Origin of the sequence: Micromonospora sp. NPDC050187 (assembly GCF_044459745.1) — a bacterium.
In the GTDB taxonomy this organism is placed as follows: Bacteria; Actinomycetota; Actinomycetes; order Mycobacteriales; family Micromonosporaceae; genus Micromonospora.
Genome location: NZ_JBITJH010000012.1, coordinates 207,035 through 219,773, shown reverse-complemented (window position 1 = coordinate 219,773; position 12,739 = coordinate 207,035). Strand labels below are relative to the sequence as shown.

Below are 12,739 nucleotides of genomic sequence, written 5' to 3'. Positions count from 1 at the left end.
CACCGCAACAACCGCTGCATCCCGTCCGGCGACACATCACCGGCCTGCTCAGCAAGAGTCCACCCGTTCTTCCGGTCCAAGCCCGAGACCAGCCCGCACAGATACTGCCTCGCCCGCCGACGCGGCTCCGACCTGCGGAAACGTCCACCGATCCGAGCGTGGAGCCGGTCCAATTCCGCATGCCACCGGTCGACATCAACATCCGTCACGACCTGACCAACGAACACGAGGCGAACTCGATTCGCCTACTGCCGTTGCAGTACTAGGCGTCTAGCAGCGGAAACGCCTCTCGACATCTCGCACCACTCCCCGCTGTCCGCCGACCTCTTGCGGACTGGATGCGGACCGCTCTCCCTTCGGTCCGAAGGAGGGCCAAAGTCGGTCGACGTCTAGCGGGGTCACTAGCGGGGTCAGCCGTTCACTCGGCGAAGCGGCTGCCACCCCCACCCGGCGAGCTTGGCCAGCACCGCCTCCCACGCAGCTGCGGTCAACTCCCGGGCGTGTTCGTCGCACAGCACCAACCGGACCGCGAGGTCCTTGACGGAAAGTTCGAGCTTGATCCCCTTCTGGTACTGCTCGATCTCATCCAGCGGTTCGTCGGTCCACGCCTGTCCACGCGTCGCCGGACGATGACAGCCATACACCACGCAAGCCAGCATCGGACGATGCTCTCCCGCCGGTAGGTCTCCGCACCACCAGTTTGGAAGATCGTTCTCGGCTGTCGTGATCTGTCCGGTACGCCTGCTCAAGGGCGGTGCCGTGCTGCCCGATCATGACCGGTGGTGACCCTGCGGGACACCGGCTACTGGCACGTGGCTGGCACGGCGGCGCGGTGGGTGCGCGGCTCTTCGGCGACGTACGGCTCACCGCCCCCGGCCTGTTGGGCCGGGGGCGGCTTGCCGTGTCGCCGGCTCTCCGCGCGCCTGGACCCCGGTACCCGGTGGCAAGCCGCGAAGCGGCGCGGCAGCGATCGCCCTGCCCTCGGCGGTGGTCCGGTACCCCGCGATCGTGACGGCCTCGGCACTGGTCACACTCCGGGCTGGGAGCCTTGGCCTGTCGGCAGGCGAGCCTCGTCAAGAGCCGCTAACAGCTCCTGTTGCCGCTGATGGAAGGTTGTGAAGAGCTTCCGGGTCTCTGCTACGAAGTCAGCTCTGGCCATACCTCGGCGCTCCGGCGGCTTCGCCGGGTGCTCTTGGCGGACAGCCTTGTAGACGCTGGCGTAGAAGAGGTACGTGTCAGCGAGGGCCTGCTCACTTAGGACGGTTAGGGCGTTGTCCAGCGTGAGGAGGGCCTCGATGTCGTGGCTGACGCGGCTCAGGATGCTGATCACCACGTCTGGATCGTCGTCGGGAGTCCAACTGGCTCCAGCCAGCACCTTGTGCATCCGATCCGCTAACTGCTGGGCCTCGGCGAGATGAGCCATGACGGCATGGTGCCACTCGGGGCGACAACCGGTTGGTGCCAGCCGCGTCGGCCGATGCCGGCCGGAGGCCGCCAGGAGGCCGAGCGCGGCTGGCCGCGCCGCGCTCGCGCGGCGCCTTGACGAAGATAGGTCAAGATCCGTCATTGAGTCTACGTCAGCAGGCTTTACAGGCGCAGAGCAACTGAACACGGTCCAAACCAGCGCGGCTGTTGAACTGTTTGCTCAACTTCTTGAGTCAGAGCAGGCGGGTCGACTGACGAGGGTGGTCCAAGCAGTGTGGGAAGGAAACGGAGGGTCGACTTCATCCTTCCCGCGTAGCAGCCTCGGGATCACCGGGCCTCTCACAGGCGAAGACGTTGCTCTTCTCTTGGACGTAGTTGATACTGATGCGGTCGACTTTTGGCAGCGAGTAAGCCGCAACATTTCGCTAGAGCAAATTGGCGGGATGAATATCAAGGATTTTTCCCCTGGGCTTCAGAGCATCATTGCCGCGAATGCGGATCGACTGTCAGCACGTGGGCTGCGCGTGGTTGAGCGGCCCAAATACCTAGGGGAGCCTGAAATTTTCCCTCGCTGGCTGGTTGAGGGCGGCTGCCTCGTTCTGCGCGGGGCAGGATGGACGGCCCACTTTGCAGCCTCAAAAACTCAACTGCCGCCGGAGCAAGATGTACGGGCACCAGCACTCCGAGAGGTACGACGGCGGGCGAAGGACGCCGGGCTAGTAGTCAAGAACGTTCGGGTCAGGACACCTGAATTGAGCATCACGTTCGAGTCCACGGTGGGCAGGGATGTGATGGAGCGCAAAGAGGTCGCTCAGCATGCGAATAGCCCGGAAGCCGTAGTTACAACGGCCACCGTTAGCGTGCGCGCCGCTAGAGGGCTCATATGTGACCTGCGGACAGGAAGCGCCAGCGGCCATACGAACGCAAGCTATGAACTCCGAGACTTCATCCGCTACGCCCTTCCACTCCTACTCAACTTGACGAGAGAGGAACGGGAGTCCGTGATGGACCTTCTGCCGCCAGAGTCTGGAACCGGCGGTTACGTTCAGGGACGATTACCAATCTGAGGCGCGATTCTCCCTCCGTGCGAGAAGGGTCGTTGTTGCAGGAACATCCGCCACCCCTAACGGTTGCGGGAGTCGAACCTCCCGTTAAAGGGCTCGCCCGTGCTCTGCGTAAGTGGTGTTGCCCGTTTGGCGCGCCACGGCTGCTGCACGAATGCGGCGGGCGAGACGGGACGGCCCGTGGCTCTCCAAGGCGTCAGTAGCCACGTAGCGCCATTCGGTGAGCTCGCCATCTAAGAATCGGATCGCCTGCTCTTGGCCACGGCTCAGGGTGCCGGCATCGAAGATAAATAGAAGCTTGTCGCCCTCGTTATCAGCCGGTGCCCAATCGACAACCAGCATGCGACCAACGTTGGTCCTTAAGCCCAGCTCTTCTTCCATCTCGCGCACGCATGCCGCGCGAGGTGACTCACCGGGCTCGACGTAGCCACCTGGGATGTCCCAGAAGTCCTTGTACGACGGTTTGACCATAAGCACCCGGCCTTCCTCATCGAGGAATAGGGCGCCTGCGGCGACGCGTGGGGTTGCCATGGGTGGCATCTCGTTGGCCGTCACCAGGGCAGCGTAGCGACGGCTGGGTCAGTCGAGCACCTTGAGCCGGCGAGCCAGGCCGACGAGTTCTGCAGAGGGCTTGCCGCGCTGGCGGCGGATCCAGGTGAGGGCGAGTTGACGGCTGAGGAAGTGGTGTCGTACCTGCTCGGGTGCCATCTGTTCGGCGTCGAGTAGGGCGGCCTGGGCGTCGTCGACGCGGTTCCATGAGCTGTAGGCGCGGGCGACTTCGAGGGCGTGCCGTACGCGGCGTTCCATGGGTAGGGCGGTGGTGTCGACGCGGGGGCCGAGGTCGATGGCGACCTGAAGGTCTCCGAGTTCGGCGGCGGTGGCTACTCGGTGGATGGCGACGTTGGTCGGGCCGAATGCGGTCCAGAGGTGGTTGGCGTCTTCGCCGAGTCGGCTGGCGGTCTGGTCGGCTTCGGCGAGGAAGGTGCGGGTGGTTCCGGGGTCGTTGGCGCGGGCGGCGGCCATCGCGCCGGACAGGAAGAGCGTCCCGTAGACGGAGAGCAGGGCCGGCGTCGGCTCGGTGAGGTGGGGTTGTAGGAAGGCGGCGGCGTCTTCGGTGAGGCGTACGGCTTCGGTGTAGCGGCCGGTGGAGTGCAGGGCGTGGCCGACGGACCGGAACAGGGAGCCGGTGACGACCGGGTCTCCGGTGGGGCGGACGGCGGCGAGTCCGCGGTCTGCTGCGAGCCACGCGAGGTCGGTTTCGCCGAGTTTGGTGAGTTGGGTGGCGGCGAGTTGGTACGTCAGGCCGAGTAGCCGGCGGGCGTGGTCCTGGTCCTCGCCGTCGTGGCTGTCGGCGGCGGCTTGGGCGCGGCGTAGTAGTTCGGGGAGGCGTCCGGTGACGTACCCGAATCGGGAGTTCTGGTAGGCGGTCCATAGCTCGCCCACCTGTTGCCGTAGTGCGGCGGTGGTGGGTGGTGCGGTGTCGTGGCGGCCGGGTAGTGGCGTGATGGCGTGGTAGCTCATCAGGGCGGCGCGGAGGGCGGGGACGGTGGCGGTGCCGCTGTCGGCGGTCCAGTCCAGGACGGTGGGTTCGCCGAGCAGGTCGCCGAGGGAGACGTCTAGGACGTCGGCGAGGGACTTGATGACGCTGAGCCTGTCGAGTTCGATGCGGTTGTTCTCGACCTTGCCCAGCCAGTCGGCGGTACGGCCGATGAGGCCGGCCAGGACTTCCTGGGAGAGCCCGCGCCGTCTCCGGTACCAGGCGACCCGTTCCCCGATGGTGAGGCTGTTGCCCATTCCGCGCATGGGTTCACTGTCTCCCCTCGGTGCATGGTGACCCCGGAAGGATTTTCCGGGTTGTTGACCAGGTTGTGCCACAGCCTGTTGTCATGACGGGGCTCAACGTGTCGACCAGGTGCCGATCCTGCTCGGGTGCGGGCTGGAAGTACAGCTCGAACCGGAGCGAGGTGCGTTCGATCGGGCAGGGCTCCCAGCGCACACGTCTGCTGATGCGGCGCTCCTGTGTGGAGTGCGCGGGGTCCGGTCGCATGGCGGACCGCTGAGGCTGGCCCGGGGTGGGTGCTGGCGTGGGCCCGAGACCCGAACAGCGCTCCGTGAAAGGCCCGCCCGCCCCGGCGCCTCAGCCTCGATCAGCCGTATCCGGTCCGCATCTGCCCAAGCCGGGAGACCTGGTGGCCCTCGATGGGCGGGCGTCACCGCAGTTCGGCGGGAATCGGGCGCTGCTGCTGCGGATCGCCTCGGTGGCGAACGCGCTGACGACCGACGACTGGGTCTGGCTGACGGGCTACGTCATCGATGCCCTGGGCGATGCGGTGGCGAAGCGGGAGGTGTTCGTCCACCGGGCCGGCATCCGTCCCGCCCCGCCTCCGCTGACCCAAGCGGCACGCAAGACCGCGCGAGCGAAGGGAACGAGCCGTGTATGACATCCGGGTACGCCTCGGTGAGGAGCTGCGCATCGACGCGGCCGATCGGAACTGGCCTGAAGACGGGCCGGTCACGCTGCGGGTGACCGGCGTCCGGCTGGTGGGCAACCGCCCTCAGGGTGACGGCTGGGTCTGGCTGGAAGGCATGAAGATCACGCCTGACGACCCCGACGGCCTGCGCACCCAGATCCTCGTACGAGCTGCCTTTCTGGCTGGCGACGGGCCACGACGGTGAGCATCTACCTGTCCGGGGCGGTGCGCGACCAGCTCCAAGCGGCGCAGTACCAGCTTGACCGGCACACGCCGAGCATCCGGGACGGGTGCTGCGTCCGCTGCGGCGAGGATGGCCCCTGCGCCCAGCGGCGAGCGGCGCTCCGGGTCTTCGGGCGCTACGGCCGTTTGCCGCGCCGCTGGCCGGGAGCGTCCCGGCCGGAACTCGTCCGGACGCCGGTCGCCTGGTACGGGTGGCTTACCCATGTGGTTCCCGATGAACGGCTGAACGACTGACCATGATTGTCCCGTCATGCTGACGGGCTCTAAGCTGCTGTGTTGACATGCTGTGATCAAGCAGATTCGGTGGGGTGGCCCGCGATGGCGTACGAGATTCCGACGCCGAAGTACCTGCGCGTGTTGAACACGCTGCGGAAGCGCATCGAGGATGGCGAGTACGCCCCCGGTGCGGCACTGCCGTCGGAAGCTCAGCTCTGCACGGAGTTCGGGGTCTCCCGTCCGACGGTGCTCAAGGCGCTGGGCATCCTCAAGCAGGACGGCTGGATCGAGTCACAGCAGGGACGAGGCAGCTTCGTCCGGGGCCGACCGGCCTCGGGCCGGACCTCCCCGCAGTACGCCAAGGAAGCCGTCGAGCTGGACGAGACCGGCGAGGCGGAGATCCTGCACGTCGGCCCGGTCCTCGCCTCCCGTCGGGTCGCCGCCGAACTGCGCATCCCCGAAGGGACACCGGTCTACGAGCGGCGGCGGCGGACGGTGTCGCAGTTCGGGCCAGTCGATCTGATCGCCACGTTCGTGCCGGTCGACATCGCCGTAGGTACGGAGATCACCAAGCCGGAGCCCATCACGGGCGGACTGCTTGACCACATCGCCCGGCACAAGAGCCTGCGGGCGGACTACGCCACCGAGCGCCTAACGTCTCGACTGGTCGACCAGGCCGAAGCGGAAGCCCTTGCGGTGCCGGAGGATGAGGCCGTCATCTCGGTGGTACTCACGGTCTACCAGGCCAACGGCGAACCGATCCTGACGTCCCTGCTGGTGATGCCGGGGAGTCGGCACGAGATCGAGGACACCTACCCGCTCAAGTAGGAATTGCCCCTCGACGCGAAGGATCTTCAATCCCTCTTGCTTGTGCTTACAAGCTGACGTAACTTGTTATCTCAACCGGATGTCAGATTGACGATCGGTCGTGCTAGGAGGCTGCGTAGTGGTTCGCATGACGTTGAAGGTGCCGGTCCCGTTCGAGTACGTCTTCCCGGCCGGTGCGCTGTGCCTGGGTGTGGCCCCGCAGGTCGACTTTGACCGACGTGGTGAGGCGGACAACCAGGCGCGGGACAAGGAGACCGGCGAGCGGGTGTGGATGGTGCGGGTGATGGACCTGGACCCGGAGGCCGGGAAGTTCGGTCGGTCGACCGAGGTGAAGGTGAAGGTAGTGGCGGCGCATCAGCCGGTGCCTCCGGCGTCGGCGGTGCCGGGTTACCCGCCTGCGGTGCAGTTCGAGGGCCTGACCCTGACGCCGTACGTGGATTCGCAGCGGTGCAAGCCAGGGCGTTCGTCGGGTGAGTGCCGGTCGCGAATGGCGTACTCGCTGCGCGCTACGGCGATGCGTCCGGCGGCGGCGGCCGCCAGCTCGGCTGCGGCCTGACTTCTCGGCACTTCTTCTGGCGCGCGGGGCGGGTCGTTTCCCCGCCAAGAGTCCCGGCCCGTCCCGCGCTCTCCCATCCCTCACGTGTGAAGGAGGGCGTGATGCCCACCGTAGTTCAGCCTGCCCTGATCCCCCTCGCACTCCTGCTGCTCGTCGGGGCGTTAGCTGTGTTGTCCCGTCAACTGCTGGTCGCCCTGCGGTACGCCTACCGGGAGGCGGAGGAGGCCGTCCGCTCTGCGCTGTGCCTGCCACCGGCGTCGGCGAAGGTGTGCGCGATCCGCTGCCCGCGTTGCCGCCGCTGGGTCAAGCCGCGCCGGTTCGATCCTCGGCGGATGGCCTGCCGTGGCTGCCTGATCCGGTATGGCGCGGCCGGTGTGGGGCGGTGACCTGTGCCTCTGATCAACATCATCCCGGGGGACAAGATCCCGGTCGCGCCGATGAACCTGCGCCTGCCGGCGTGGCGGGTACCGGGCTGGCTCCTGGTGTTCTGGTGGCTCCTACGCGGCCTGGTCCGGGTGACGGTCCTGGCGGTGCGGTACTGGTGGCTGACCGTTCCGACCGGCCTCGCTCTCTGGCTTCGGTTGGAGTATGGCGGCCTGGTCCTCGCCTCCGTCTCGCTGGCCGTTGTAGCCGTCTGCATGGCCTGGTGGCGGTGGCATTCGGTGTCGTGGTTGCGGTTCGGCTGGTATCCGATGGTCGCCCGGGTGCGGGCGCTGGTGGTCTACCGGGTCCGGTGGGCATCGGTGATGGCGACTTGCGGTCTGGCGACGGTGTTCGGCGGCGACCGGTACGTTCCCCGGCTCCTGCGGGTGCGCTGCGACCGGTATGGCGATGAGCTGACGGTGCGGATGCTGCCCGGCCAGATCCCCGACGACTGGGCACAGGCGGCCGAACGTCTCGCCTACGCCTTCCGTCTCCGCGATGGTCACGCCCGGTCGGCCAGCCGCCCGGATCGAGTGGTGATCCGCTTCCTACGCCGTGACCCCCTTGCCGCGACCGTCAACCCGCTGCCCGTACCCGACGTGCCAGACCTCGACGGTCTGGCACTCGGGGTGCGGGAAGACGGGCTGCCGTACCTACTGCGCCTGGCCGGCAATCACGTGCTCGTCGCCGGAGCGACGAACGCGGGCAAGGGCTCGGTCCTCTGGTCGCTGATCCGCTCTCTGGCCGGTGGTATCCGGTCGGGGTTGGTGGAGGTGTGGGCGTTCGACCCCAAGGGCGGCATGGAACTCGCCGCCGGTGCCCCGCTGTTCGCCCGGTTCGTCTACGACGACCCGGACGGCATGGCCGGCGTCCTGGAAGAGGCCGTCAAGCGCATGCGGCTGCGGGCCGCCCGGCTGCGTGGGGTCACCCGCCAGCACGTCCCGACGGTGGAGGAACCGCTCCTCGTGTTGGTGGTCGACGAGCTGGCCGCGTTGACGGCGTACCTGACCGATCGGAAGGTCCGCGACCGGATCAAGGAAGCCCTCGGCCTGCTCCTGTCCCAAGGTCGTGCCGTCGGCGTGCACGTGATCGCCGCCTTGCAGGACCCGCGTAAGGACGTGCTGCCGTTCCGGGACCTGTTCCCCACCCGCATCGGCCTGCGGCTGACGGAGGCCGAACAGGTGGACATGGTCCTTGGCGACGGCGCACGTGACCGAGGCGCGCTCTGCGACCGCATCCCCGAATCCCTACCCGGCGTCGGCTACGTCGCCCTCGACGGCGTCCGCGAACCCGCCCGGGTGCGGTTCTCCTACCTCATGGATGACGACATCCGGCAACTCGGCCGGGACTACCAACGCCACGACCGCAACGACGACGGCCAGGAGGTGACCGAGTGAAGACGCACACGGACCGGGTGGAGGGCTTCGTCCTGGTGCTCATCGTCCTCGTCGTCGGCGGGCTCGCCGGGGCGGCGTCGTTCACCCATGTGCATGACTGGACGATGGCCAACTCGCCGGCCGGTACGGGGGACTGGTTCGGGTGGGCCAACGCCGCCATCTCCGAACTGCTCCCGTTGGCGGCGCTGCTGACGATTCGGCGTCGACGCCGTACGGGCGGACCGATCGGCTACCCCATGTTTCTCCTCGTCGCGGCCGTGGCGCTCTCCCTGGCGGCGCAACTGGCGGTGGCGAAACCGGGCCTGTCCGGGTGGCTGCTCTCGGCCGTGCCCGCGCTGGCGTTCCTCGGCCTGACCAAACTCGTCTTCTCCAGCACTCCCACCCCCGTCGCCGTACCGGCCGGGGACAAGCCGGTCGATGACGGCGGCTCGATCGCCGCACCGCCCGAGGTCGTCGACGACCAGGCGCACACCGACACCGGCCGGACGGCGGCCGTCGACCAGCGGGAGCGTGACGACCAGGCCGTGACGGTCGGCCAGCCGGACGGCGGCGACCAGGCGGTGACCGTCGAACCGATCCAGCCGGTGATGCCCGTCCGGCGTGCGGGTCTGGTGCCGGTGTCGGCGGCGGCGTTCGGCCCGCGTAACGGATCGTCGTTCGCCTCGGAGTCCGGCCGATGAGTCAACTCGAACTGATCCCGTCGACCCCGGCCGTGGTCGAGCCTCGGCCCGGTTCGCGGGCGGCCCGGATGCGCCAACCCCTCGCCAAGGACGCCCTCAAGCAACTCGCCGAACAGCACGGCGTCTGCGTCCGCCCCCTCGCCCTGCGCCGCACCGACACCGTCACCGGGCTGACCGAGGTGGTGGAGGTGCCCTGCGGAGCAACCCTCGCCGTCAAGTGCAAGCCCTGCGCCGAACGCGGGCGGCGGCTGCGTATCCAGCAGATCCGGGAAGGCTGGCACCTCGCAGACGAACCCGCCGTACAACCCGATCGCCCCGGTGAGGACGCGCTCGCCCTGGTCCGGGTGCGGGCGCATCTGGAGTTCGAACGTGAGGCGTTGAACCACCAGCCGATGCACCCCGACCAACGGGCCGCGCAGATCGCCGACGTCGACGCTGCAATCACCGAACTGGACGAAGCCCTCGCCGAAACCAGCCTCCGAGGTCACCTCACCCCGAAGGAACGCGACGAGCGGCCACGCCGCAAGCGATCGACCCGACGGCGGCAGGACTCACCGGACCTGCCCCGGCGACCGGTCGACCCACGCACCGTCGGCCGGGCCTACTCCGGCCGGTCCGGCAAGACCCACCGCCCGTCGATGCTGGTCACGCTAACGCTCGGCTCCCACGGGCCGGTGCACTCCCACGTCCGGCGGGGCGCCTACGTCGCGCCGTGCGAGTGCGGGCAGCGGCACGGGCCACATGATGACCTGCTCGGCACCCCGGTCGACCCCACCAGCTACGACTACCGACGGGCCGCCCTCGACGCGATCCACTTCGCCCGTGTCCTCGACCGGTGGTGGCAGAACGTCCGCCGGGCCGCCGGCTGGAACGTCCAGTACGCCGGGGCGGTCGAGCTGCAACGCCGACTCGCCCCACACGCGCACTTCGCCATCCGGGGCACCCTGCCCCGACGCCTGCTCAAACAGGTCGCCGCCGCCACCTACCACCAGGTGTGGTGGCCACCGTTCGACGAAGTCGTCTACCCGGTCGACAAGCCGCCGGTGTGGGACGTCGACCGACAGGCGTACGTCGACCCGAAGACGCGCGAACCGCTGCCTACCTGGGGTGAAGCCCTCGACGCCTTGGAGGAACCCGACAGCCGACCCGCGTACGTCGCCCGACTCGGCCGCATCGACGCCCGCGGCATCGACCAGGGCACCAAGGACGCCGAACGCTCCATCCGCTACGTCACCAAGTACGTCACCAAGGACCTGACCGACCAGGCCCGGCCACGCTCCGACGCGCAGAAAGCCCACTTCGACCGGCTCCACGCGGAACTGGCCGTGCTGCCCTGCTCACCGACCTGCGCGAACTGGCTGCTCTACGGCGTCCAACCCGACGGCGTCAAGCCAGGCTTGGCCCCCGGCCGCTGCACCGGGAAGGTCCACCAACGCACCACCCTGGGCTTCACCGGCCGCCGTGTCCTCGTCTCCCGGCAGTGGTCCGGCAAGACGCTCGCCGACCACCGCGCCGACAACCGGGCCTGGGTCCGCGCAATCCTCGCCGGCGGGATGGCCGACACCGAGGAGCACGACCAGGCGGCCGATGAGGCGGACGGGCCGAAGCGGTACCGGTTCGAACTCGCCCGGCCGGAAGACCCCGACGTGCCACCCCTGGAACATCGCCTCCTTCGCGCCATCTCCGCACGCATCCGCTGGCGCGCAGACCTCGACACCGCACGGTTACGAACAGCCGCCGCTGTTCCGGCAACCGGCGTTCTCCTCTCCCCTGCTGCCTGAACCATTCGGAGGACCGAACCCCTCATGGAAAGTGAGCTGCTGACCGTTCCGGAAGTCCTCGCCGTGCTCAACGGCGTATCGCGGCGGACCTTTTACCGCTGGCGTGAGCTGGGCATCGCTCCGGAGTGCATCAAGCTCCCCAACGGTGAGCTTCGCGTCGAACGGCGCGACCTGCGTGCGTGGCTGGAGCAGCACCGGGAGGCGGCGTGAAGTCGCGGTCGGTACGGGTCTGGGACATCCGCGTCAACAAGGGGGCCGGCAAGAAGAAGACGTATACCGTCCGGTGGATCGTCGGCGGTCGGGAGAAGTCGCGCAACTTCGCCACCCGTGCACTGGCGGACAACTACCGGTCCGATCTGATGCAGGCAATCAATCGGGGCGAGGCGTTCGACGACGCCACCGGCCTGCCCGACTCGATGGTGAAGAGCAAGGCCGCCGCGTCGTGGCTTGAGTTCGTTCAGGCGTACCTCGACATGAAGTGGCCCGGCGCGGCGGCGAAGTCCCGGGGAAGCATGGTCGACGCCTTGGTGACGGTGACGCCGGTACTGGTACGCGACCAGGCGGGGCGACCGTCGGCGGACGAGCTACGGCGGGTGCTGCGGGATCACCTGCTGCCGCCGGCTCTCCGGGAAGCGGACGTGCCGGCCGAGCTGGGTCCGGCGTTGCGGTGGTTGCGACGGGCTTCGCTTCCGGTGACCGAGGTGGGTGAGCCGGCGACCGTACGGGCGGCCCTGGATGCCCTGGCGCTGCGCCTCGACGGTCGGCCAGCGGCACCGACCACGGTGCGTCGCAAGCGGTCGGTCTTCTACAACGTGCTTCAGTACGCCGTCGAGCTGGATGCGCTGGCCTTCAACCCGGTCGACAAGATCCGGGTACGGGCGCAGCGGGTGAAGATCGCCGAATCGATCGACCGGCGGGTGGTGGTCAACGGTCGCCAGGCGCGGGAACTGCTGACGGCCGTGTCCTACGTCGGCGAGCGGGGCCGGGTCGGTCGCGGTGAGCGCCTGGTCGCGTTCTTCGGCTGCCTGTACTTCGCCGCGCTGCGTCCGAGCGAGGCGCTGGCGCTGCGCGAGCAGGACTGCCACCTGCCGTCGACCGGCTGGGGCCGGCTGACGCTGGTCGACAACCGGCCGCAGGCGGGCAAGCGGTGGACCGACAGCGGCGAGGTGCACGACCGACGCGGGTTGAAGCACCGGGCGGCGGCAGACTCACGGGTCGTACCGATCCCGCCGGAACTGGTGGGCCTCCTACGGCGGCACGTCGACCGGTTCGGCGTCGCCGATGACGGTCGGCTGTTCCGCAGCGAGAAGGGCAACGTCGTGGCCGCCTCGACGTACTCACGGGTGTGGAAGGCCGCCCGGGAGTTGGCTCTCACTCCGGCTCAGGTGGCGTCTCCGCTCGCCGGTCGGCCCTACGACCTGCGGCACGCGGCGGTGTCGCTCTGGCTGAACTCCGGTGTACCGGCGACCGACGTCGCGGCCCGTGCCGGGCACTCCGTCGACGTGCTGCTGAAGGTGTACGCGAAGTGCATCGACGGCCAGGAGTCGACCGTCAACCAGCGGATCGAGGCTGCGTTGCGAGGCTCGGATGCGTAGTCTCGGCGGCGTCCCGGCCAGTCCGGATCTTGGCGAAAGCAGCGGGCGCGACCTGGGAAA

The 12,739-nt window shown here is 68.4% G+C and carries 15 protein-coding genes and 1 pseudogene; 11 read left to right on the top strand and 5 right to left on the bottom strand.

What is annotated here, in order from left to right; all coding sequences use genetic code 11:
- The 5 genes and pseudogenes from ACIBJE_RS20135 to ACIBJE_RS20115 form a co-directional block, all read right to left on the bottom strand.
- A pseudogene (locus ACIBJE_RS20135) lies at positions 1-209 on the bottom strand (IS701 family transposase); the annotation flags it as partial.
- Positions 210-410: 201 nt separating this feature from the next.
- Positions 411-659 (bottom strand): hypothetical protein, encoded by a 249-nt coding sequence (locus ACIBJE_RS20130; protein ID WP_396750413.1) that lies wholly within the window; start codon positions 657-659, stop codon positions 411-413.
- 368 nt (positions 660-1,027) lie between these two features.
- Positions 1,028-1,423 (bottom strand): hypothetical protein, encoded by a 396-nt coding sequence (locus ACIBJE_RS20125; protein WP_396750411.1) that lies wholly within the window; start codon positions 1,421-1,423, stop codon positions 1,028-1,030.
- 1,153 nt (positions 1,424-2,576) lie between these two features.
- Positions 2,577-3,044 (bottom strand): NUDIX domain-containing protein, encoded by a 468-nt coding sequence (locus ACIBJE_RS20120; RefSeq protein ID WP_396750409.1) that lies wholly within the window; start codon positions 3,042-3,044, stop codon positions 2,577-2,579.
- A gap of 24 nt (positions 3,045-3,068) precedes the next feature.
- A complete protein-coding gene (locus tag ACIBJE_RS20115; protein ID WP_396750407.1) occupies positions 3,069-4,292 on the bottom strand; it encodes a helix-turn-helix domain-containing protein in 1,224 nt (407 codons plus the stop codon).
- Positions 4,293-4,678: 386 nt separating this feature from the next.
- Between ACIBJE_RS20115 and ACIBJE_RS20110 the strand changes: the two genes are divergently transcribed.
- The 11 genes from ACIBJE_RS20110 to ACIBJE_RS20060 all read left to right on the top strand — a co-directional run bounded on the left by ACIBJE_RS20110 (position 4,679) and on the right by ACIBJE_RS20060 (position 12,679).
- Positions 4,679-4,930, top strand: coding sequence for a hypothetical protein (locus tag ACIBJE_RS20110; protein ID WP_396750405.1), 252 nt, complete (start codon positions 4,679-4,681; stop codon positions 4,928-4,930).
- The gene (locus tag ACIBJE_RS20105) at positions 4,923-5,165 is read left to right on the top strand and encodes a hypothetical protein (protein ID WP_396750403.1); all 243 of its coding nucleotides are present in this window, start codon (positions 4,923-4,925) and stop codon (positions 5,163-5,165) included. The genes ACIBJE_RS20110 and ACIBJE_RS20105 overlap by 8 nt, the downstream gene beginning before the upstream one ends.
- The gene (locus ACIBJE_RS20100) at positions 5,162-5,437 is read left to right on the top strand and encodes a hypothetical protein (RefSeq protein WP_396750401.1); all 276 of its coding nucleotides are present in this window, start codon (positions 5,162-5,164) and stop codon (positions 5,435-5,437) included. Before ACIBJE_RS20105 ends, ACIBJE_RS20100 begins: the two co-directional genes overlap by 4 nt.
- A gap of 84 nt (positions 5,438-5,521) precedes the next feature.
- Positions 5,522-6,247 carry a GntR family transcriptional regulator gene (locus ACIBJE_RS20095; protein ID WP_396750399.1) on the top strand — a complete coding sequence of 242 codons (726 nt, stop codon included), beginning with the start codon at positions 5,522-5,524 and terminating at the stop codon, positions 6,245-6,247.
- A 127-nt stretch (positions 6,248-6,374) separates the two neighbouring features.
- Positions 6,375-6,803 carry a hypothetical protein gene (locus ACIBJE_RS20090; RefSeq protein WP_396750397.1) on the top strand — a complete coding sequence of 143 codons (429 nt, stop codon included), beginning with the start codon at positions 6,375-6,377 and terminating at the stop codon, positions 6,801-6,803.
- Between the two features lie 101 nt (positions 6,804-6,904).
- Positions 6,905-7,189, top strand: a complete 285-nt coding sequence (locus tag ACIBJE_RS20085; protein WP_396750395.1) for a hypothetical protein — start codon at positions 6,905-6,907, stop codon at positions 7,187-7,189.
- A 3-nt stretch (positions 7,190-7,192) separates the two neighbouring features.
- Positions 7,193-8,623 (top strand): FtsK/SpoIIIE domain-containing protein, encoded by a 1,431-nt coding sequence (locus ACIBJE_RS20080; RefSeq protein WP_396750393.1) that lies wholly within the window; start codon positions 7,193-7,195, stop codon positions 8,621-8,623.
- Positions 8,620-9,303, top strand: coding sequence for a DUF2637 domain-containing protein (locus tag ACIBJE_RS20075; RefSeq protein ID WP_396750391.1), 684 nt, complete (start codon positions 8,620-8,622; stop codon positions 9,301-9,303). Before ACIBJE_RS20080 ends, ACIBJE_RS20075 begins: the two co-directional genes overlap by 4 nt.
- The gene (locus tag ACIBJE_RS20070; protein ID WP_396750389.1) at positions 9,300-11,084 is read left to right on the top strand and encodes a replication initiator; all 1,785 of its coding nucleotides are present in this window, start codon (positions 9,300-9,302) and stop codon (positions 11,082-11,084) included. Before ACIBJE_RS20075 ends, ACIBJE_RS20070 begins: the two co-directional genes overlap by 4 nt.
- Positions 11,085-11,108: 24 nt before the next feature.
- Positions 11,109-11,294 (top strand): AlpA family transcriptional regulator, encoded by a 186-nt coding sequence (locus ACIBJE_RS20065; RefSeq protein ID WP_285789605.1) that lies wholly within the window; start codon positions 11,109-11,111, stop codon positions 11,292-11,294.
- Positions 11,291-12,679, top strand: coding sequence for a tyrosine-type recombinase/integrase (locus tag ACIBJE_RS20060; protein ID WP_396750387.1), 1,389 nt, complete (start codon positions 11,291-11,293; stop codon positions 12,677-12,679). The genes ACIBJE_RS20065 and ACIBJE_RS20060 overlap by 4 nt, the downstream gene beginning before the upstream one ends.
- Positions 12,680-12,739 lie beyond the last annotated feature (60 nt).

Excerpts from the sequence above, each read along its gene's own strand:
- ACIBJE_RS20115 (WP_396750407.1), bottom strand. The coding sequence starts at position 4,292 with ATGCGCGGAATGGGCAACAGCCTCACCATCGGGGAACGGGTCGCCTGG.
- ACIBJE_RS20090 (WP_396750397.1), top strand. The coding sequence starts at position 6,375 with ATGACGTTGAAGGTGCCGGTCCCGTTCGAGTACGTCTTCCCGGCCGGT.
- ACIBJE_RS20125 (WP_396750411.1), bottom strand. The coding sequence starts at position 1,423 with ATGGCTCATCTCGCCGAGGCCCAGCAGTTAGCGGATCGGATGCACAAG.
- ACIBJE_RS20085 (WP_396750395.1), top strand. The coding sequence starts at position 6,905 with ATGCCCACCGTAGTTCAGCCTGCCCTGATCCCCCTCGCACTCCTGCTG.
- ACIBJE_RS20130 (WP_396750413.1), bottom strand. The coding sequence starts at position 659 with ATGCTGGCTTGCGTGGTGTATGGCTGTCATCGTCCGGCGACGCGTGGA.
- ACIBJE_RS20095 (WP_396750399.1), top strand. The coding sequence starts at position 5,522 with ATGGCGTACGAGATTCCGACGCCGAAGTACCTGCGCGTGTTGAACACG.
- ACIBJE_RS20065 (WP_285789605.1), top strand. The coding sequence starts at position 11,109 with ATGGAAAGTGAGCTGCTGACCGTTCCGGAAGTCCTCGCCGTGCTCAAC.
- ACIBJE_RS20070 (WP_396750389.1), top strand. The coding sequence starts at position 9,300 with ATGAGTCAACTCGAACTGATCCCGTCGACCCCGGCCGTGGTCGAGCCT.